Below are 18,317 nucleotides of genomic sequence, written 5' to 3' on the forward strand. Positions count from 1 at the left end.
CGGGTACCCGAGGACACGCCGGTGAACCGCCCGTCCGCATGCTCATCTGGCCGGTCAGTGCCGGGGGCGTTAGAGACCGTACGGTCCGGGAACGCGTGACTGGGGCACCGAATCGGTTCACCGACGAGCGGAAGCGGACGACGCTACCACCGTCGCCCTCGTGGCCGGGGCGACCGGTACGGCCGTCACGGTGCGCCGCCACCGACGACGTTGAGCCGAACCGGAGGGTGACTCCCATGTCCATCAAGGTGTCCGACTACGTCCTGCAGCGGCTTCGCGAATGGGACGTCGAGCACGTCTTCGCCTATCCCGGTGACGGCATCAACGGACTGCTCGCCGCCTGGGGCCGGGCGGACGACAACCCGCGGTTCGTCCAGGCCCGCCACGAGGAGATGGCCGCCTTCCAGGCGGTGGGGTACGCCAAGTTCTCCGGCAGGGTCGGCGTCTGCGCGGCCACGTCGGGCCCCGGCGCCATCCATCTCCTCAACGGCCTGTACGACGCGAAGCTCGACCACGTTCCGGTGGTGGCGATCGTCGGGCAGACCAGCCGCAGCGCGATGGGCGGCTCGTACCAGCAGGAGGTGGATCTGCTCAGCCTGTTCAAGGACGTCGCCTCGGAGTACGTGGAGATGGTGACCGTCCCCGAGCAGCTGCCGAACGTCATCGACCGGGCGATGCGGGTGGCGGCCGCGAAGCGGACGGTCACGGCCGTGATCATCCCGGCCGATGTCCAGGAACTCGACTACTCCCCGCCGCAGCACGCGTTCAAGATGGTGCCGTCCAGCCTGGGCATGCCGTCCTTCACCCTGGTCCCCGACGAGGCCGATCTGGACAGGGCGGCCGAGGTGCTCAACGCGGGCGAGAAGGTGGCCGTCCTCATCGGTCAAGGAGCGCGCGGCGCACGGCCCGAGGTGGAGCAGCTGGCCGACACGCTCGGCGCCGGTGTGGCCAAGGCGCTGCTCGGCAAGGACGCGCTGTCGGACGAACTGCCGTACGTCACGGGGGCGATCGGCCTGCTGGGAACCCGGCCCAGCTACGAGCTGATGCAGGACTGCGACACCCTGCTGGTGATCGGTTCCAGCTTCCCCTACAGCCAGTTCCTGCCGGAGTTCGGCAAGGTCCGCGCGGTGCAGATCGACATCGACCCCTTCATGGTCGGCCTGCGCTACCCGTTCGAGGTGAACCTCGTCGGCGACGCCAGGACGACCCTGACGCGGCTGCTGCCGAAGCTGGAACGCACGAAGCACGGCAGCTGGCGCAGGAAGATCGAGAAGGACACGGCCCGCTGGTGGGAGGTCATGGAGCGCCGTGCCGGCGTCGAAGCGGACCCGATCAACCCCGAGTACGTCGTGCACGCGCTGGACGCGCTCCTGCCCGAGGACGTCATCCTGGCCGCCGACTCCGGTTCCGCGGCCAACTGGTACGCCCGGCACCTGCGGATGCGCGGTAGCATGCGCGGTTCCCTGTCCGGCACGCTCGCCACCATGGGGCCCGGTGTGCCGTACGTGATCGGCGCGAAGTTCGCCCACCCGGACCGCCCGGCGATCGCCCTGGTCGGTGACGGGGCGATGCAGATGAACGGGATGGCGGAGCTCATCACCGCCGCCAAGTACTACCGCGAGTGGTCCGATCCGAGGATGGTCGTGGCCGTGCTCAACAACGGCGACCTCAACCAGGTGACCTGGGAGATGCGCGCCATGTCCGGAGCGCCGCAGTTCCTGCCCTCCCAAGCCCTTCCGGACGTCGCCTACGCCGACTTCGCCCGCTCCATCGGCCTGGACGGCCTCCGCGTGGAGAAGCCGGGCGAGGTCGAGGGGGCCTGGCAGCGGGCGCTGGCCGCGGACCGCCCGTTCGTCCTGGACTTCCGCACCGACCCCGCCGTCCCGCCGATCCCGCCGCACGCCACGCTGGACCAGATCGAGGCGGCGGCCGCGTCCGTCCTCAAGGGGGACTCCGACCGCGCCGCCATGGTCCGGCAGGGCTTCAAGGCGAAGGTGCAGGAGATGCTGCCCGGCCGCGGGCGCCACGGCAACGGCGAACCGTGAGCCCGCCCGCCGCGACCGGGGGGCCGCGGCTCAGGTGCCGGGCGCGCAGTCGCCGAGCACCGGGAGCAGTTGCAGCTTCTCGTGGGTCTCCGAGCCCGGGGTGGCGGTGTAGACGAGCAGGGACTGGCCTTGGTCGGCGTCGTACAGCACCTGGCAGTTCAGTTCGAGCAGCCCCAGCTCCGGGTGGAGCAGACGCTTCACCTCGCCGCACCGCACACCGATCTCGTGTGCCTGCCACAGGTCGCGGAACTCCGGGCTCTGGGCGAGCAAGGCCTCGACGATGGCCCCGGCCCGCGAGTCCGCGCCGAGCCGGGAGTAGACCGCGCGCAGGTCGGCGACGAAGCGGCGGCTCAGCCCGGGCCGGTCGTCCTCGTGGTAGGCATGCCTGGCGGCGGGGTCGGTGAACCAGCGGTAGACGAAGCTGCGGGCCGGTCCGGTGAAGCGCGTCTCGTCCCCGAGCAGCGCGACCGACAGGCGCGTCTGCAGCAGGGTCTCCCCCAGCGCGGTGATCCAGCGCGGCGACCACCGGCCCGATGTCCTCCGGCTCCCCGACGCGGCCGAGCGCCGCCCGCTCGGCCATCGCCGTGCGCAGCCCCTCGTCGACGACGTCCGTCCCCGCGGCGCCCAGCGCGAGGGCCGTGGCCCGGCCCAGTCCCCGGTTGCCGCCGGTGATCACCGCGATCGCGTTCACGCTCATGTTCAGCTCTCCTGCATCCTCGGTCCGCGGTCGGGGCCCTGGCCGGGCCCCGAACCGCTCACCACCAGGTTCGGCGGGGGCGCCGCACGGATGAAGGCATCACCGATCCAGGGAGCGCCGGTCCTCCTTTGGCGGGGTCGCCCGAGGAACGCGGATCCGATCAGGCGGGGTTCCGGCGGATCCACCACACGGACAGGGCGGCCAGCGCGACGCCCAGTGCCAGGCACAGGCCCGTGGCCGTCCATTGCAGCGGCCAGAAGTCCGACGCGGGGTGGTACTCCGCCCAGCGGCCGCTGATGCCGCGGGAGGCGAGGCACTGCTTCACGTTCCCGGCGGCGTAGCAGTCCCAGGCCTCGGCCACGCGCCGCCCGTCCTTGGACAGCGGGCCGTCCGCCAGCAGCCACGCGGTCCTGGGGGCCGGCGGTTCCGAGGTGTGCTGCGCGTACGCGGTGCTGACCGGCCAGATGCCGGGCCGGACCGCTTCCAGCAGGGCGAACAGCCCGGCGCCGGTGACGAGGGTCGCCCCCATGGCCAGGACGGTACGGCGCAGGACGAGGCCGAGGGTCGTCCCGAGGAGGTAGAGCAGGACGCTGAGGCCGACGACGACCGGCCCGACCCCGTAGAACGGGTACCACATGTGCCAGTCGAACAGGGGGCCCATGGCCTTGGCGACGGGGTGCCACCACCAGGTCATGGCGGCGGCGATGACGCCGCTGACGACCGCGGTCATGGCGAGCGGCACACCCAGCTTCGCCGCGAACCAGCGCATGCGGGTCACGGACTGGGTGGCCACCGTGCGGTACGTGCCCGATTCCAGCTCCTGCGCGAGCTGTGGCCCGCCGAGGAACAGCCCGAACAGGAACGGCAGCAGCAGCATCGCCTGGAGCGGCCGCCGCATCGGGAACTGGTACCGCTGCCCGAACGTGTTGAGGCGGCCGAGGCAGGAGTCGGAGTACTCGTGGCCGTGGCAGGCGTCGAGGTGCTGCGCGGCGACGGCCGCGGCGATGTGCTGGTGCTGTACGACGGCGTAGACGGCGATCGCTGCCGCGGCCGCCAGTCCGATCCAGAAGGCGGTGCGGTTCTGCCGCCAGATCAGCCAGGTCAGCCCGTGCAGTCGCGGTCGGCGGCGGACGACGGTGCGCGTGCCGGTGGGCGTGCCGGTGCGGGTGCCGATGCTCATGCCGCCACCACCTCGCGGCCGTTGGTGACCTGCGCGCTCGGGGTGAGCAGCGCGGGTGCGTCGGGCGTCCTGAGGTACCCGAGGACGAGCTCCTCCAGGGTGGCGGCGCGGTGGTCGGCGTCGTGGGGCGGTGCGTCGGGGGTCCGCACCAGCGAGGTGAACCCTCCGTCGCTGCCGGTGGTCGCGATGACCTGGTGGCCGTCCAGATCCTCCCGTCGGCGCGTGGTGAGCTGCCGGTGCCCGGCGAGGAGGAGTTCCACCTCGCCGGCCAGCCGGACGGTGCCGTTGTTGACGAGCACGAGGTAGTCGCAGGCGCTCTCCAGCTCGGAGACCAGGTGCGAGGACATCACGACGGTCGAACCGTGCCGCCGGGCCTCGGACTGGAGGATGTCGGTCATCTGGTGCCGGACCAGGGGGTCCAGGTCGGCCATCGGCTCGTCCAGGAGCATCAGGCGGGGGCGCTTGCCCAGGGCGAGGGCGAAGGCGACGCGGGTGGCCTGTCCGCCCGAGAGGGTGCCGACCCGGGCGTTCAGGGGGACCCCGCCGGCGTCGATGACGGACTCGGCGGTCTCCTGGTGCCAGGTGGGGTTCAGCTCCTGGCCCATGCGCAGGACCTCGCTGACGCGGAACCGCGGGTAGAGGGCCTTCTGCTGGCTGAGGAACGCGGTGCTCCGGCGGGCCCGCGCGCTGCCGGGACGGTGCCCGGACAGCGTGATCGTGCCGGTGGTCGGCGTGATCAGGTCGGCGGCCAGGGACAGCAGGGTCGTCTTGCCCGCGCCGTTGGGGCCGACGAGCGCGCAGACGCGCCCCGCGGGCAGGCGGAAGGAGGTGTCGCGCAGCGCCCACCCGCGGCGGTAGCGCCTGCCCAGCCCGATGGTCTCGACGGCGGGGACGATGGGGGAATCGGTCATGACGTGGTGGCCCGTGTGGTCTTCCTGTGCGTCCCGGTCATTCACCGGCCGGAGGGGCGGCCGGGGCCGCGGCGTACCGGCGGCGCCAGAACAGGGCCAGCAGCGCGGCACCCACGGCGAAGAGGGCCAGGTGGGGCAGTCCGGGGACGGTCAGGGCGGCGCCCCAGAGGGCCAGATGGGCGAGCAGCCGCCCGGCCAGCGGCACACCGCCTAGCAGGAGGAGCGCCACACCGAGCAGGCCGGCGGCGAGCGGTGCGGGGCGCTGGGCCAGGGGGACGGTGTCCGTACGCGAAGTTCGGTTCATGGAAAGGACGCTATGGCGCGGGCCCGGCGCCGGACTTCGGCAGAAAGTCTGCGTTCCACGGGTGACGAAAGTCGCCACCGGCGGCGGCACCCATACCTTCGTCTATTGCTTCGCGCCGCCCGGGCCCGGAGCGTCGCTCCCGGCCGGTTCGCCGGCCTCCGTGCGCCCCGAGGTGTCCAGGGCCGCTCCGGGGCGCACCCTGGAGATGCGGCCCCGCTCCCGCTTGCCGAATCCGCCCTCGGGGCGGGGCCGCCCGGCGTCCGTCCGCCGGCCTGGGCACCCCGCCCCTCGTGCCCAGGTCAGGCCTCGACGCCGCGCAGGCTCCGGAGGTCGTCCGCCGCCTGCTGGCGCAGCACGGGCACGAGCGGCCGCACCGGCTCCGGGAGGGCGGCGAGCATGAGTGCGACCTCCTCGGCGGACCCCACCTCGTCGAGGAATCCGATCATCAGGTGTCCGGCCACGGGCGGCGTGGTGGCGATCACCCGCTGCGAGAAGTCCGCCCAGTACTCGGGCGTGATGTGCTCCCGCAGTGCCGGGAAGAGGACGGGCTCTTCGTGGGCCAGGTGGCTGTGCACCGTGTCGCGTACGGCGACGGCCGCCTCGCGGAGCGCGGCCCGGGCTCCGTCGCCCTCCACGTCGCCCAACTCGACGGCGGCGAGCCGGTCGAGGCCCTCGTCCAGGCGCTCGTGTTCCGCGCTCAGCTCCTTGAGCGCGTCCGCGGCCGACGGTGCGGTCGTCAGGATCCGCGGCCACAGGTCCTCGTCCTCGGTCTCGTGGTGGTGGCGGAGGTTCACCACGAGGAAGTCACGCAGCTGGGCCAGCGTGCTCAGGGGTGCGGAAGGCCGAACGGCCGCCTCCGCCAGCAGTGTCGTGGCTACGCGGTGGACCTCGTGGGCGAGCCGGGTCTCGATGACGGCCATGGGCTCTTGGGAGGAGTGGTTCATGGGGCGGAACATATTCATTAGAAGTAATTATTGTCAATATAGTCACTTACGGTGGAGGGGTACGATGCGTCGGTGACGAGCCGGAAGTACCACTCCCCGCTGCGCGCCCATTCGGCCGCGAGCACGCGCGAAGCGATCCTGAACAGCGCCCAGGCGCTCTTCCTCGCCCGTGGATACGCCGGGGTGACCATCGGGGAGATCGCGGAGGCGGGGAAGGTCGCCGTGCCCACGGTGTACAGCAGCGTGGGGAACAAGCCGAAGATCCTGACGGCCTTGCTGGAGCCGGCCCTCACCGACCCCGCCATCGCCGACTCCCTCGCCGCCGTCGACACCAGCGACGACCCGCGCGCCGTCGTCGAGCTGACCGCCGCGGGCACCCGGCTCACGCACGAACGCCACTGGGAGCTGGTGTACGGGCTCTTCTACCGGGATCCGCCCGGGGAACCGGCTGTCAAGGCGGTGCTGGACAAGGGGGCGGACGACTACGTCCAGGCCCTGAACCGGGTCGCGGACCGCCTCGTGGCGCTCGACGCGCTCCGCTCCGAGGTGAGTCGCGCCGAGGCCGTCGACGTGCTGTGGTTCCACCTCGGCCCGCACGCCTGGATCACGCTCGTCGGCGAACGGGGCTGGGCCTTCGACCGCGCCCAGACCTGGATCGCCCGTGCCGCCTGCCGGGAACTGCTCAAGCAGGCCTGAGGCGACCGTCTCCCTCGACCAGGTGCCCGAGGGCTACCGGGCGATGGACCGGCGCGATGCGCTGGAGGTGCTCATCACTGCGTGAACACCGCGGCACCGGGCCCCGTCCGGCCTCACAAGCCGGCGTCGGCGAGGATGCCATGCATCCGCTCGGGGCGCAGCACGGGGTTGGCGGCGGCACTGTGGACGACCTCCGGATCCGGGTCGTAGAGCAGTCGTTCCAGCAGTGCGTCCGTGATGTTGGGGTGCCGCGCGACCGCTTGACGCAGGAAGGGCTCCTCCGCGGCGGCAAGTCGCTCCAGGACCGGCGGGGGCAGTTCGGGGTCCTGCAGGGCGACGTGACGCACACGGGCATCCGGTTCGTCGGCGAACGTAGGCAACATGTGGCGGGGGAAGTGGGGGTGCTCGACGAGCGGAGGCCGTACGCGGAACTCGTCACCGTGGGCACGTACGAGCCGTTCCAGGACCTCCGGGGGCGTGTCGGGCCGACGGGCGGCGATGCGGCGGACCTGGAGGTCGGGGTCGTCGTCGAGCCGTTGCCACGCCTCCTGGGGCAGGTCGCGGCAGGAGGCCAGTACGCGCCGGAATGCCACATGCGGGCTGTCCAGGTACGTCAGGCGTTCGTCGAGGGGCGCTTCGCTCAGCCAGCCTGGCCTGACGGGGTGCCAGTTCAGCGCGACCTCAGCCTCGATGCTGCCGTCCGCGCGCTGCCGTTCGACGTGGGCGTACAAGTTGTCCCGGGTCTTCGCGTCGACGTGCCGGCTCTGGGCCATCGCGACGCGCACGATCGGATCGTCCACGTCCAGGAGCCGGGCCACCATGTCGGCGGTCAGGTGCGGGTTTCCGGCGACGGCCTGCCGGACGTCCTCGTCCCCGTCTCGCATGAGCGCGAGGAACTGCTCCCCCGTGAGCGGGACGTGGCACGCCACGTTGGCACGGGTGGCGGGGTCGGCGAGGCACCGGTCCCACCACTCCGGCGGAACTCCCGGTCGCTCGTGCGTCGTCGCGGCCGCCCGGACCTGCGGATCGGGGTCGGCGAGCAGGGCCACCTGCACCTCGATGGGCCGCTCCCACCAGGTCTGCGCCACCGCGGCACGCAGCTTCGGGTCCGGCGCGCCGGCGAGTGCCCTCCTCGGCTCGCCATAGGCCTCTTCAAGAGCCTCGATGTGGGTCGGCACGCCGAGGTCGACCATGGAGCGGATGAAGTCCGCGTGCGCGTCGCGGATCGCGGCGTCGGGATGCGCGGCGATCCGGCGGCGCATCTCCGGGGAGATCAGGGACCGGCGCATCAGCACGCCGCTGTCGCTGCCGCCGTGGGTCAGCAGGGCCTCGACGACGGCGTCCGCCAGCCGGCCATCGCGCAGCTCCACCCCGTGCCGACCGGCGGCGTGCGCGGCCAGGCGCACCAGGACGTCGTCGGAAGCCGCGGGATTGCTCCCCAGCCCGGAGAGTCGCGGATGCGTGAGGCTCGTCATGCGCCCAACGTATCCGCACGGCGGACCGGCCGGTGAGCGGCAGGTACTCGTCCCCGCTTCCCCCCTCACATGCTGTCGAGGTAGTTGATGTAGAGGACAACGGCGGGAACCTTGACGTTGAGGGCGCCGGCATCGTTGGTCAACTGCTCGTCGTACGACAGTAGTTGACCACACCGAGGGTCGAACACGAGGGTCTGAACCTTTGGAAGGCCGCCGTAGGTGGTCGCCACGGAGAAGGCGTCCCCCGATCTGCCCGCGCGATCCCTCACGACGCCGCGGTACTCGACGCCTTCGACGGTGCTCAGGACCCTCAGCAGCGCGGCCCGCTGGGCCGGGGAGAAGCTGTTGTCGAGGTAGCGCTCGGCGACCGAGTCGAAGAGCTCACCCGCCCCATGCGTCTCGTACCCCGCGCGCAGCCAGCGCTTCATTCCCTCCGCGTCGGAGGGCGCCTCCTGATGGCGGACGTCCTCGGGGTCGGCGGGACCTGCCGAGTCGGTGTACTCCTCCGGTGCTCTCCCCAAAGAGCCGGCGTCCTCCCACGTTTCGCGCTGCTCCGCGGTCTGGAACTGCGGTTCCAGGGTGCGGACGCGCCACGTCTGCGACCCGTCCGGCTTCTTCCACGTCACCCTTCGCTCGGGGACGATCGCGGACGTGACCTGGATGCCGTCGATGCGGGTCGACAGGGACCAACTGTCCTGCACGAAGCGCTCGGTACCGGACGACGGCGAGTCGTCCGGCAGTGCCCCGGCCCGCCCGGCAAGGGCCTCGAGGACTTCGGCGGCGGGCCTGTCCGAGTGGCGCAGTGGCAGTGGTTCCGGCGTCACGGCGTACGCGGGCTGCGCTGCCGGGCCGGACACCTGGGGAACCACCACCGCGATGGCCGTCGCCGCTGCTGCCACCGCGACAGCCAGGCCCCACGCGCGGGCCCCGGAGCGCCGGGGCCGCGCCGCTCCGTTCTCGCGGGGGGTCCGCAGGGTCCTCTCCAGCAAGGTCCCGCGCTCGGCTGCGGTCAGGAGCTCCGCCCGACCCATGGCCGGATCCAGGGCCCGGAATCGCTCGTCGGTGTCATGCATCGGATCCACCCCATGTCAGCCTCGGCAACGCGCTGTTCTGAGTGCCCTGTGACGGTCGCTCGATCGCGGCGGGGTGCGAGGCGACCCGTCGGCGCAGACGCTTGCGCGCACGGTGCAGGCGGACCTGGAAGGTGGCGGACGAGCACCCGAGGACGCGCGCCGCGTCCTTCGGCGTCAGCTCCTCCCACAGTGCCAGACGCAGCACCTCTTGGTCGGACTCGCTCAGGCCGTCGAACGCCTGCGCCAACTGGAGACGATCCGCGACGACGTCCGCGTGATCACCGACATCTTCCCTGGGCTGGACGGCAAGCACTTCCAGCAAACCTGCGCGCCGCTGGTCGGCACGGTGGGCGTTGGCCAGGGTCCGCCGTGCCACGCCGTACAGCCACGGCAGCACGTCGAAGGCGGGCGCCTCGTCGAACCTGCGCCACGCGACGAGGAACACCTCGGCGACCACGTCCCTCGCCTGGTCAGGGTGGATGCGACGACGCACGTACGCTTCGACCGCAGGGTAAGTCGCCCTGTACACGCTGGTGAAGCGCTGCTCATCGGTTGTTGTGTCCACATCGCCTCCATCCTGTCTATGTCCGGTCGCGGCGCCCGCTTACAGGCCGGGGTCGAAATCTTCGGCACGTCATAGGCGACCACGGGTTCGGGCGCTCCAGGCCCCTACGGCTAGTCTCTGTGCTGTCGGGGCGCAGCCGGGTGGCAGGGCCCAGGCGGCGGCCGGTGGGCCGGGGAAGGACGGATGTGGACTTCGAGCCGATCCTGCGCGCCGAACACGCCTTTCAGCAGGGCCTGTCCGCGCAGGAGATCCAGGCCGTCGCCGGCCGCGCCTTCGGAGCCGCGGCCCGGGTCGTCTCGGCCGTGGAGCTGGGCCTGGGCATGTACAACAACACGTACCGCCTGACACTGGCCGGGCGGCAACGGCCGGTGATCCTGCGCGTCGCACCGGAGCCACGCAGGCAGTTCCTCTCCGAGCGGGAGCTGATGCGCAACGAGTACGCGAGTGTGCCGTGGCTGTCGGTGGTCGCGCCGTTGATGCCGCGCGTGATCGCCGCCGACTGGTCGCACGAGGTGATCGGGCGGGACTGGATGGTGCAGAGCCTGCTCGACGGGGTGCCGGCGCCGGGCCATCTGGACGCATACCCCCGATCGGCCTGGCCGGGGTTCTTCAGGCAACTGGGCGCGGTGGCCAGGACGGTGCACTCGGTGCGGGGCCCGCACTTCGGGCCGGTCACCGGTCCCGGGTACGCCACGTGGAGCGAGGCGGTCGTCGCCTCGCTCGAGGACATCGCCACCGACCTCGACGGCGTCGGCCTGGACGCGGCGGATCTCCGCAAGGTGGCGGCCCCCGCCATGGAGCGCCGTGCGGTGCTCGACGAGGTCACCCAGCCACGCATGCTCGCCGGCGACCTGTGGACCGTGAACGTCCTGATCGCCGAGGGTTCTCCCGAGCCCCGGATCACCGGGGTCCTGGACCTGGACCGGACCCTGTGGGGCGACCCGGCGGCGGACTGGACCATCCACATGGCGCGGGCCAGGCCCGGCAGCGAGCGGGACGCGTTCTGGGACGCCGACGGCTACGGCTCGCCGGCGGACTCACCCGCCGCGGTGTGGCGCTCCCACGTGTACCGGGCGCGTCACATCGGTGCGATCCGGCTGGAACACCATCGCCTGGGCAACACCGACGGCGTCCACGGCACCTACGAAGACCTGGCGGCCGTGGCGGCGGAACTGGCCTGACATTCAAGCCCGGCCGGGGGCGTACAAGCGGCCCTTTCCGGTGCCGGCGAGGGCGGGCGAGATGACGTGCCGGGCGCTGCACCCGGCAGCCGGCGGAATCCGTCAGTGGTCGTCCCAGTGCCCGTCGTGGGCTGCGTGACGGTGCCCGTCGTGGACGTAGTCGACGTGGTCCCCGTGCGGCACGGCGACGTGGCCGCAACCCTCGGCGTGCTGATGGCCGTGCCCTTCGTGGGCCACGTGGGCCGCAGCATTGCATTCGTCGATGTGGTCGCCGTGGGTGCGGTGGATGTGACCGTCGTGGGCGTAGTCGGTGTGGTCCCCGTGCGGCACGGCGACGTGGCCGCAACCTTCGCCATGAGCGTGCTCGTGCCGATCGTGCGGACGGTGCTGGCCTGTGCTCTCCATCAGGACTCCTTCCATGACGCCTCGCATGCGAACGCGTCGCCGGTTGTTCGTCACCGGTAGAGCATCGACAACCGATAAGCATCGTAGCGCCCGATATGTGCCATTCACACACCCTGACGGTGACGCAACGACCTTCAGGGTGCCCTTTGCCCGACCCCTGTCGATAGTGGTATTCATTTTCATCTAACCTGCCGGTGTGCGTGTGGCCTTGCGCCCACCCGGCAACGCCCCTTCGCAGCCCTTGGAGGCTTCCGTCATGTCCCAGTCCTCTCCCCGTCTCGCCATCCTGCTGACCGGTGCCGCGTCACTCGGTCTGCTGGCCGGCTGCGGCGGTTCCTCCGACGGTGCTGCGAGCGCCAAGAGCAGCGCTTCCGCGTCCAGGATCTCCGTCGTCGCCTCCACCGACGTCTACGGCGACATCGTCGAGCGGATAGGAGGCGACCGGGTCGACGTCACGTCGATCATCAGCGATCCCGACCAGGACCCGCACTCCTACGAGGCCGACACCCGCAACCAACTGGCCCTGTCCGAGGCGAAGATCGTCGTGGAGAACGGCGGAGGGTACGACGACTTCATCGACCGGATGCTGAAGAGCGGCAACGCCTCCGCGGACGTCATCAACGCCGTCGAGGTCTCGGGCCGGACCGCTCCGGCCGGCGGAGAGCTCAACGAGCACGTCTGGTACGACTTCCCCTCGGTCAGCAAGATCGCCGACCACGTTGCCGATGCCCTGGGCAAGGCGGACCCGGACCACGCCGGCACCTTCACCAAGAACGCCGCCGCCTTCAAGAAGAGCCTCACCGCGCTGGAGAACAAGGAGGCTTCCCTGAAGTCCGCACACAACGGCGAGGGCGTGGCGATCACCGAGCCCGTGCCGGGTTACCTGCTCGCAGCGTCCGGCCTGGTCAACCAAACCCCCGAAGAGTTCAGTGAGGCCGTCGAGGAGGGCGGCGACGTGTCCGCCAAGGTGCTCAAGGCCACCCTGGACCTCTTCCCCGGCAAGAAGGTCAGGGCCCTGGTCTACAACGAGCAGACCTCCGGCGCCCAGACGGAGAAGGTGAAGTCGGCGGCCGAGGCGGCCGGTGTGCCCGTGGTACCCGTCACCGAGACCCTGCCCGCGGGCAAGGACTACCTGACGTGGATGAACGACAACGTCGACGCCCTCGTCGACGCCCTGAACAAGTGACCCGGCAGCCCTCGCCGTCGGTCCCCGGGCCCCGCACGGGCAACTCGCACGTTGACGGCAGGCCGGGGCCGCTGATCCGGATGAGGAAGGGCGGTCTCCGGTACGGGGACCGCACCCTCTGGAAGGATCTCGATCTGGACGTGGCGCCCGGGGAGTTCTGGGCGGTGCTCGGACCGAACGGCTCCGGCAAGACGAGTCTCGTCCAGGCCCTTCTGGGGCGCCGGCCGCTCTCCTCAGGCACCCTGCACGTGCTCGGCGACGAGCCCCGTCAGGCCGCGCCCCACATCGGGTACGTGCCCCAGCAGGGGACGGCCATGGCGCACGACATGGTGCGGGCGCGTGATCTGGTGGGTTACGGCCTGGACGGACACCGGTTCGGGCTGCGCCGGCGCGACGCCGCCACCCGGCGCCGCATCGACGCCGTCCTGGACGCCGTCGGCGCTTCGGCCTACGCGAACGCGCCCCTTGGCACCCTCTCAGGCGGCGAACGGCAGCGCGTCCGCATAGGGCAGGCACTTGCCACCGACCCCCGCGTGCTGCTGTGCGACGAGCCCACGCTCTCCCTGGACCTCCACCACCAGCGGGCGGTGACCGAGCTCATCGACCGAAGGCGCCGGGACCACGGGACCGCCGTGGTGTTCGTGACCCATGAGATCAACCCTGTGCTCGACCTGGTGGACCGGGTGCTCTACCTCGCCCCGCAAGGACACCGCACCGGCGCCCCGGAGGACGTGCTGACGTCGCGATCGCTGTCGGCCCTGTACGGCGCGCACGTCGACGTCCTGCGGGTGCGGGGCAGGATCGTCGTCGTCGGTACCCATGACCAGCAGGCCGTGCACCACCCGGGACTTGACGCCGCGGACGCACACGAACCCGACGGAGCAGACCGATGACGGCGGCCGAGATGTGGCAGCAGATGTCCAACTTCCAGGACTACGGCGCCCTGCTCGGCCTGGTGCGCAACTCCCTCATCGTGGGGGGCGCGCTGGGCCTGGTCGGCGGACTGACCGGGGTCTTCGTGGTCCTCCGCGACCTGCCCTTCGCCGTCCACGGGATCAGCGAACTGTCCTTCGCGGGCGCCTCCGCGGCCCTGCTGCTCGGGATGAACGTGGTGGCCGGCTCGATCGTCGGATCGCTCATCGCCGCCGTGGCGATCGGCGTACTGGGCTCCCGCGCCCGGGACCGCAACTCGATCATCGGCATCCTGATGCCGTTCGGGCTCGGCCTCGGCGTCCTCTTCCTCGCGCTCTACAAGGGCCGTTCGGCCAACAAGTTCGGCCTGCTGACCGGCCAGATCGTGGCCGTCGACGATCCGCAGACCGGGTGGATGCTCACCCTGTCCGCGCTGGTGCTGATCGCCCTCGCCGTCATCTGGCGCCCCCTGGCCTTCACCAGCGCCGACGCGCACGTCGCCGAAGCACGCGGCCTGCCCGTCCGCGGGCTGTCCGTGGCCTTCATGCTCCTCCTGGGAATCACGATCGCCCTGTCGGTACAGGTCGTCGGGGCCCTCCTGGTCCTCAGTCTGGTCGTCACCCCTGCCGCTGCGGCCGGCCGGGTCACCGCCTCCCCCGTGCTCCTGCCGTTGCTGAGCGTGCTCTTCGCCGTCCTCGCCGTCGAGAGCGGCATCCTCCTCGCCCTCGGCAGCAGCATCCCCATCAGCCCCTACGTCACGACCATCTCGTTCCTCGTCTACGCCACATGCCGGGCCGTCGGAACACGGCGCGCTCGACACGGGCGGACGACCCGCACGGTGACGGCGGTTGCCGGCGGACCCGTACGCAGCTGAAATCCACCCGGTGACGGCAAGCTTCCTGATGTCGAGCCAGGTCGACCGGCGATCGGCCGATCCGCGGGCACCGGCCTGGCCCTACGGCCGGACGTGACGGTCGGCGTCCTCGGCCGCGGGCACGTTCCAGCTGGCCAGGATGCGCAGCTTCTCCTCCGACGGCGAGCCCCGGTCGGCCCTGAAGACGATGACGCTCTGGCCCTTGCCGCCGGGCAGGGCCATCGTCTCGTAGTGCAGGCTCATCTCGCCCACGGTCTCGTTGAAGAACCGCTTCACGCCGTACGAGTGCTCGTACAGCCGGTACTCCGCCCAGTACCGTGCGAACTCCGGCGAGGCCACCGCGATCTCCCCCACGAGCTGCTCCAGCACAGGGTCCGCAGCCCGGTCCGCGGCGACCTGGCGCAGTGCCGCCGCGACCTGGGGCGCGATCCTGTTCCACTCGGGGTAGACGGTCCTGGCCCGGGGGTTGAGGAACGTCCAGCGGGCGAGGTTGCGCTCCTTGACGGGCATGGCGTCGAAGTCGTCGATGAGGAGCCTGGCGGTGTGGTTGACCGCCAGCACCTCCAGTCGCGGCCCGTGCACCATGGCGGGCAGGTCGAGCGCGTGCACCAGGGCGACGACGCCCGGCCTGGCCTTCGCCGGGGGCGGCGCCGAGGGGGTGGGCCGGCTTCCCGCGTTCCGTACCAGTGTGCGGAAGTGCGCGCACTCCAGCTGGTCGAGCTGGAGCGCCTTCTCCACCGCTGCGAGGACCTCCTCGGAGATGCGGCCGATCCGCCCCTGTTCCAGCTTCGTGTAGTAGGCCACGCTCACGCCGGCGAGGGCCGCGACCTCCTCGCGCCGGAGTCCCGGCACCCGTCGGCTGCCGTAGCCGACCGGCAGTCCCGTCCGCCCGGGGTCGATCGCCGCCCGCCGGGAGACGAGGAAGTCCCGCAAGGCCCTCTCAGCGTCCATACCGCAGGTATAGCCGAGCCCCGCCTCCGTGGGGCCCCGAAGGTGGCTCTGCGAGTAGCACCCTCAGCACGGTCACGCTCCCTCTTCGCCGGGGGCCCCGCACCTGGTGCAGTCGAAGACGGAAGTTCTCCCCGTCCGACGTCGCCCCACCAGGAGACAGGCATGCCTTTCGTCGTTCCCGCCCTCGCCGCAGCCGGCCCCGACGCGCCGGTCGAGCTCACGACCATCGAGCGCCGTGACCCGGGCCCTCACGACGTCGTCATCGACATCGCGTACACCGGCATCTGCCACACCGACATCGCCCTCCTGCGCAACCACTGGATGGAGGGCCTGTTCCCCATGGTCCCGGGCCACGAGATCACCGGGACCGTCGTCGCGACCGGCCCGGACGTCACCCGGTACGCCGTCGGGGACCGGGTGGGCGTCGGCTGCTACGTCGACTCCTGCCGCACGTGCGTGAACTGCCTCGCGGGCGAGGAGCAGCACTGCCTCAAGGGTGAGGTCCTCACCTACGGCGCGCTCGACTACGACGAGCGGCCCACCTTCGGCGGCTACAGCCGGAGGATCGTCGTGGACGAGCACTACGTCCTCCGCATCCCCGACGGACTCGCCCTGGACGTCGCCGCCCCGCTGCTCTGCGCGGGGGTCACGATGTACGCGCCGCTGCGCCGCTGGGGCGCGGCGGCGGGCAGGAAGGTCGCCGTCGTCGGCATGGGCGGCCTCGGGCACATCGGGGTGAAGATGGCGCACGCGATGGGCGCGGAGGTCACCGTGCTCAGCCGGAGCCTGTCCAAGCGCGAGGACGGTCTGCGGTTCGGAGCGGACGACTACGTGTCCACCGAGGACGGCTCCTACGTCCGGGATCACGGGCAGGGCTTCGACCTGATCGTCAACACGGTGTCGGGCGGCATCGACACCAACGCCTACCTCGCACTGCTGCGCCTGGACGGCGTGCTGGTCAACGCGGGCGTCACCGCCGAGGCCGCCACCTTCCAGGGCATGCTGCTCGGCAGCCCGCGCCGGATCATCACCTCGACGAAGAACGGCAGCATCCGCGAGAACCAGGAGATGCTCGACTTCTGCGCGAGCCACGGCATCGCCGCGGACATCGAGACCGTGCCCGCGGACCAGGTCAACACCGCTCTGGAGCGTCTGGACCGCGGCGACGTGCGCTACCGCTTCGTCATCGACGTCTCCACCCTCGGGGCGTCGAAGTAGGTGACGGGCGGGTGGGGGGACGGGATCACTCGGCGGGGCCCGGGTGCGGCGTGATCCGGGTGTTGGTGATGTGCTCGTAGACGATCGAGGAACGCACGTCCGCGATCTCGGGGCGTTGGGTGAGCCGGTCGATGACGAACGCGTAGAGCGCGTTGTTGTCGGGGACGGCGACGTGGATGAGGAAGTCCTCCGTGCCCGAGGTCACGTAGACGCCGAGCGTGTCGGGCAGCGCGCTGACCCAGGTGCGGAAGCTCTCGATGACCGTGCGGGACGGGGGCCGGACCCGCACCGCGATGAGGGCCTGGACCGGGCGGCCGATCGCCGCGAGGTCGACGTCGAGGATCGCGCCCCGGATGATGCCGCGCCGGCGCAGTGCCCGGGTGCGGTCGAGGGCGGTGGTGGGAGAGACCCCGACCGCCGCGGCCACCTCCCTGTTGGTCTTCCGTGCATCCGACTGCAGTTCCCGCAGGATCGCCGTATCAATCTCGTCCAGCGCCACCGAAATCCGCCCTTCTCCGATACATGTACGGATGCTTTGCATCAGCTTCGTACGAGTGCATAGCATTCCAGCAGTCCACCCGTACTTGATACCCCGAGGAGTCCGCAGATGGGTGAGTTGCACGAGGCCCGCCAGGACATGCCCGGCCCGGCGGTCGGCTTCGCACCGGAGGAGGTGGACCTGGACCTGTCGACCCGCGACGCGCGACTGAAGTGGGTGGTGGTGGTCGACGAGGCACTGCCGGCGGGCCGGGCGTCGAACGCCGCAGTCTGCGTGGCGGCCCCGACGGCGGCCCGGGTTCCCGGACTGCTCGGCGTGGACGTCACCGACGCCGAGGGCAACGTCCATCCGGCCCTGCCCTGGGTGGGCTGCACGGTGCTGACCGCCGACGCCGCCGCACTGCGCGCGCTCCGCGCCAAGGCCGGCGCCTCCGCGGACGTGTTCGTCGCCGACATGCCGGCCGCCGCGCAGCGCACGCTGGTCTACACCGACTACCGCGACGCCGTGGGCAGGACGTCGGCCGAGGCGATGGAGTACTGCGCGGTGAGCATCGTCGGCCCGCGCAACCGCGTCAACAAGATCGTCGGCAGGCTCCCGTTGATGTCCTGACGTCACGCGCGCGGAAGCGACCCCTTGGGCCCGGGGGCGCTGGGCGCCGGCGGCATGCGGCACGCCCGGGTGAGGGGCGCCGCCGCGCGCCCTTCGCGGTTGCTGTTGCAGGCTGGGGTTATGCGCACCGAGGGGCCGCCGGTGATCGTGGAACCGCCGGTCGACGGACGAAGGGTCGTGATCCGGGGCGAGTACTTCGGCACCGCGCACTCCCTGGCGGACCTGTTGCGGTACCTGTGGCTCGCCGGGTACGACGCGGGGACGGTCAGCTTGACCGACCCCGGTCAGGTGGAGTGGCGTGGGGGCGGCGCGGAGGCGTGGTGATGCCGCCCGGCGCATCCGTGGGGGCCGGCGGGAGCGGGGTCAGCGGGGCGAGGTGTAGCGGGAGCCCGGCCGTAGCCGTACCGCCCTGACGCGCTGCTGTTCGGTGAGCCTGTCGTCCTGGCAGTCCCCGCAGAGTTCGTGCCGGCCTTGGTCGGTGATGACGGTTCCCCAGCCGAAGCAGGCTCCGCATTCGCGGGCCAGGTCGACGTTCGCGCGGGGAGTGGGGTAGGGCAATCCCTCTGCTCCTCGGGTCATGAGACACCCCTCT

The 18,317-nt window shown here is 71.4% G+C and carries 21 protein-coding genes; 9 read left to right on the forward strand and 12 right to left on the reverse strand.

Annotated elements, in window-relative coordinates:
* Positions 1-236: 236 nt before the first annotated feature.
* Positions 237-2,045, forward strand: coding sequence for a thiamine pyrophosphate-requiring protein (locus PV410_RS31175; RefSeq protein WP_500329095.1), 1,809 nt, complete (start codon positions 237-239; stop codon positions 2,043-2,045).
* Between the two features lie 30 nt (positions 2,046-2,075).
* Here PV410_RS31175 and PV410_RS31180 read toward each other — a convergent pair whose 3' ends face one another.
* From PV410_RS31180 to PV410_RS31200, 5 genes are all read right to left on the reverse strand, one after another.
* Positions 2,076-2,555, reverse strand: a complete 480-nt coding sequence (locus PV410_RS31180) for an MmyB family transcriptional regulator (RefSeq protein WP_500329217.1) — start codon at positions 2,553-2,555, stop codon at positions 2,076-2,078.
* A gap of 347 nt (positions 2,556-2,902) precedes the next feature.
* Positions 2,903-3,922 (reverse strand): ABC-2 membrane transporter-related protein, encoded by a 1,020-nt coding sequence (locus PV410_RS31185; protein ID WP_500329096.1) that lies wholly within the window; start codon positions 3,920-3,922, stop codon positions 2,903-2,905.
* Positions 3,919-4,833, reverse strand: a complete 915-nt coding sequence (locus PV410_RS31190) for an ABC transporter ATP-binding protein (RefSeq protein ID WP_500329097.1) — start codon at positions 4,831-4,833, stop codon at positions 3,919-3,921. Before PV410_RS31190 ends, PV410_RS31185 begins: the two co-directional genes overlap by 4 nt.
* Before the next feature lie 37 nt (positions 4,834-4,870).
* The gene (locus tag PV410_RS31195; RefSeq protein WP_500329098.1) at positions 4,871-5,137 is read right to left on the reverse strand and encodes a hypothetical protein; all 267 of its coding nucleotides are present in this window, start codon (positions 5,135-5,137) and stop codon (positions 4,871-4,873) included.
* Between the two features lie 299 nt (positions 5,138-5,436).
* Positions 5,437-6,081: a hemerythrin domain-containing protein gene (locus tag PV410_RS31200; protein ID WP_500329099.1), complete on the reverse strand. Its 645-nt coding sequence runs from the start codon at positions 6,079-6,081 to the stop codon at positions 5,437-5,439.
* Positions 6,082-6,153: 72 nt separating this feature from the next.
* Between PV410_RS31200 and PV410_RS31205 the strand changes: the two genes are divergently transcribed.
* Positions 6,154-6,777 carry a TetR/AcrR family transcriptional regulator gene (locus PV410_RS31205; protein ID WP_500329100.1) on the forward strand — a complete coding sequence of 208 codons (624 nt, stop codon included), beginning with the start codon at positions 6,154-6,156 and terminating at the stop codon, positions 6,775-6,777.
* A gap of 113 nt (positions 6,778-6,890) precedes the next feature.
* Here PV410_RS31205 and PV410_RS31210 read toward each other — a convergent pair whose 3' ends face one another.
* From PV410_RS31210 to PV410_RS31220, 3 genes are all read right to left on the reverse strand, one after another.
* Positions 6,891-8,252: a hypothetical protein gene (locus PV410_RS31210; RefSeq protein WP_500329101.1), complete on the reverse strand. Its 1,362-nt coding sequence runs from the start codon at positions 8,250-8,252 to the stop codon at positions 6,891-6,893.
* A gap of 65 nt (positions 8,253-8,317) precedes the next feature.
* Positions 8,318-9,325 (reverse strand): CU044_5270 family protein, encoded by a 1,008-nt coding sequence (locus tag PV410_RS31215; protein ID WP_500329102.1) that lies wholly within the window; start codon positions 9,323-9,325, stop codon positions 8,318-8,320.
* The gene (locus tag PV410_RS31220) at positions 9,318-9,890 is read right to left on the reverse strand and encodes an RNA polymerase sigma factor (RefSeq protein ID WP_500329103.1); all 573 of its coding nucleotides are present in this window, start codon (positions 9,888-9,890) and stop codon (positions 9,318-9,320) included. Before PV410_RS31220 ends, PV410_RS31215 begins: the two co-directional genes overlap by 8 nt.
* A gap of 185 nt (positions 9,891-10,075) precedes the next feature.
* Between PV410_RS31220 and PV410_RS31225 the strand changes: the two genes are divergently transcribed.
* The gene (locus PV410_RS31225; protein ID WP_500329104.1) at positions 10,076-11,071 is read left to right on the forward strand and encodes a phosphotransferase family protein; all 996 of its coding nucleotides are present in this window, start codon (positions 10,076-10,078) and stop codon (positions 11,069-11,071) included.
* Between the two features lie 102 nt (positions 11,072-11,173).
* Here PV410_RS31225 and PV410_RS31230 read toward each other — a convergent pair whose 3' ends face one another.
* Positions 11,174-11,476: a hypothetical protein gene (locus tag PV410_RS31230; protein WP_500329105.1), complete on the reverse strand. Its 303-nt coding sequence runs from the start codon at positions 11,474-11,476 to the stop codon at positions 11,174-11,176.
* 256 nt (positions 11,477-11,732) lie between these two features.
* Here PV410_RS31230 and PV410_RS31235 point away from each other — a divergent pair, with 256 nt between their 5' ends.
* The 3 genes from PV410_RS31235 to PV410_RS31245 all read left to right on the forward strand — a co-directional run bounded on the left by PV410_RS31235 (position 11,733) and on the right by PV410_RS31245 (position 14,448).
* Positions 11,733-12,662 (forward strand): metal ABC transporter solute-binding protein, Zn/Mn family, encoded by a 930-nt coding sequence (locus tag PV410_RS31235; RefSeq protein ID WP_500329106.1) that lies wholly within the window; start codon positions 11,733-11,735, stop codon positions 12,660-12,662.
* Between the two features lie 80 nt (positions 12,663-12,742).
* Positions 12,743-13,555, forward strand: a complete 813-nt coding sequence (locus PV410_RS31240) for a metal ABC transporter ATP-binding protein (protein WP_500329107.1) — start codon at positions 12,743-12,745, stop codon at positions 13,553-13,555.
* A complete protein-coding gene (locus PV410_RS31245; RefSeq protein ID WP_500329108.1) occupies positions 13,552-14,448 on the forward strand; it encodes a metal ABC transporter permease in 897 nt (298 codons plus the stop codon). Before PV410_RS31240 ends, PV410_RS31245 begins: the two co-directional genes overlap by 4 nt.
* Positions 14,449-14,529: 81 nt before the next feature.
* Here the strand turns inward: PV410_RS31245 and PV410_RS31250 are convergent, their stop codons facing one another.
* Positions 14,530-15,399, reverse strand: coding sequence for a helix-turn-helix domain-containing protein (locus PV410_RS31250; RefSeq protein ID WP_500329109.1), 870 nt, complete (start codon positions 15,397-15,399; stop codon positions 14,530-14,532).
* Between the two features lie 162 nt (positions 15,400-15,561).
* Here PV410_RS31250 and PV410_RS31255 point away from each other — a divergent pair, with 162 nt between their 5' ends.
* Positions 15,562-16,617: an NAD(P)-dependent alcohol dehydrogenase gene (locus tag PV410_RS31255; RefSeq protein WP_500329110.1), complete on the forward strand. Its 1,056-nt coding sequence runs from the start codon at positions 15,562-15,564 to the stop codon at positions 16,615-16,617.
* Between the two features lie 25 nt (positions 16,618-16,642).
* On the opposite strand, the gene PV410_RS31260 is transcribed toward PV410_RS31255, so the two are convergent.
* Positions 16,643-17,116 carry an Lrp/AsnC family transcriptional regulator gene (locus tag PV410_RS31260; protein WP_500329111.1) on the reverse strand — a complete coding sequence of 158 codons (474 nt, stop codon included), beginning with the start codon at positions 17,114-17,116 and terminating at the stop codon, positions 16,643-16,645.
* A gap of 108 nt (positions 17,117-17,224) precedes the next feature.
* Between PV410_RS31260 and PV410_RS31265 the strand changes: the two genes are divergently transcribed.
* Positions 17,225-17,725 (forward strand): DUF2000 domain-containing protein, encoded by a 501-nt coding sequence (locus tag PV410_RS31265; RefSeq protein ID WP_500329112.1) that lies wholly within the window; start codon positions 17,225-17,227, stop codon positions 17,723-17,725.
* A 120-nt stretch (positions 17,726-17,845) separates the two neighbouring features.
* Positions 17,846-18,049 carry a hypothetical protein gene (locus PV410_RS31270; RefSeq protein ID WP_500329113.1) on the forward strand — a complete coding sequence of 68 codons (204 nt, stop codon included), beginning with the start codon at positions 17,846-17,848 and terminating at the stop codon, positions 18,047-18,049.
* A 39-nt stretch (positions 18,050-18,088) separates the two neighbouring features.
* On the opposite strand, the gene PV410_RS31275 is transcribed toward PV410_RS31270, so the two are convergent.
* Positions 18,089-18,304: a hypothetical protein gene (locus PV410_RS31275; protein WP_500329114.1), complete on the reverse strand. Its 216-nt coding sequence runs from the start codon at positions 18,302-18,304 to the stop codon at positions 18,089-18,091.
* Positions 18,305-18,317: the final 13 nt, after the last annotated feature.

It is taken from the genome of Streptomyces sp. PA03-5A (genome assembly GCF_033792725.1).
In the GTDB taxonomy this organism is placed as follows: domain Bacteria; phylum Actinomycetota; class Actinomycetes; order Streptomycetales; family Streptomycetaceae; genus Actinacidiphila.